The sequence below is a fragment of the Saccharothrix hoggarensis genome (assembly GCF_042678885.1).
Lineage (GTDB): Bacteria > Actinomycetota > Actinomycetes > Mycobacteriales > Pseudonocardiaceae > Actinosynnema > Actinosynnema hoggarensis.
Genome location: NZ_JBHTLK010000504.1, coordinates 1 through 893, shown reverse-complemented (window position 1 = coordinate 893; position 893 = coordinate 1). Strand labels below are relative to the sequence as shown.

The following is an 893-nucleotide window of genomic DNA, read 5'->3' as shown; positions in this document are numbered from 1 at the left end:
GGCTGCGCGCCCGGTTGCGGCGACTGGGCGGGCGGTTGCGCGGGCGGCTGCTGCTGCGCCGGCCACTGCTGTGGCGGCTGGGACGGACGGGGCTGCTGGGGGGTCAGCGGGGACGGCACCGGAGGCGGCCCGACCGGTCGTGGCGGCGGCCAGCCACCTGGCGGCGGTGGTTGCGTCATCGCTGGTCGTCCCCCATATCGCGGATGCCCGAATCAGCACAAGAGCTTAGGCGAACTCCGCTATTCTCCGCGGCCGTGTTGAAAAACTGGGGAGCGGCGGCGATCTGCTTGGCCGCGCTGTGCGCGGGCGCCGCCACAGCGTCGGCGCAGCCGAGCACGGCCGGTCTGCCCGGGACGGTCGGCGCCGACGTGCGGCTGAAGCTGGAGCGCGACGGCAGGCTGACCGTGACCGAGGTGGTGACGGTCCCCGACGGCACGGCGGCCACGCGGGTCGTCCCCCTGCGCGTCCCCGTCGGCGACGGCCGCGACCGCGTTTTCCAGGTCGCCGACGTGTCCGTGGACGGCAAGGGCACGGCCTCGGCCTCCTCCTCGGCCGACGAGCTGACGATCGCGCTCCAGCCGGGCACGTCCACCGTCAAGTACTCGGTGGTGGGCGCGGTCTCCCAGATCGGCGACACCCTGGAGCTGCGCTGGCAGCCCGCGAGCGGTTGGGACGCCCCGCTCGACTCGGTGAAGGTCTCCGTCATCACGCCGGACGTGCCGAAGTCGGTGAACTGCCTGGCGGGCGAGCCGGGCACGGCCAAGCCGTGCACCACGGCCGAGCTGGGCGACGGCCGCGGCGTGCGGGCGACCGAGATCGGCCTGGGCGCCGGCGAGCGGGTCGAGGTGGCGGTCGGGCTGCAGGAGGGCGCCGCGCCGGCGAACGCGCGGGTC

General features: G+C 75.3%; 1 protein-coding gene. It reads left to right on the top strand.

Features of this window, described 5'->3' with window-relative positions; all coding sequences use genetic code 11:
* Positions 1 to 254: 254 nt before the first annotated feature.
* Positions 255 to 893, top strand: a 639-nt coding sequence (locus ACFQ3T_RS36790) for a DUF2207 domain-containing protein (RefSeq protein ID WP_380730815.1), incomplete at its 3' end; no start/stop codon positions are given.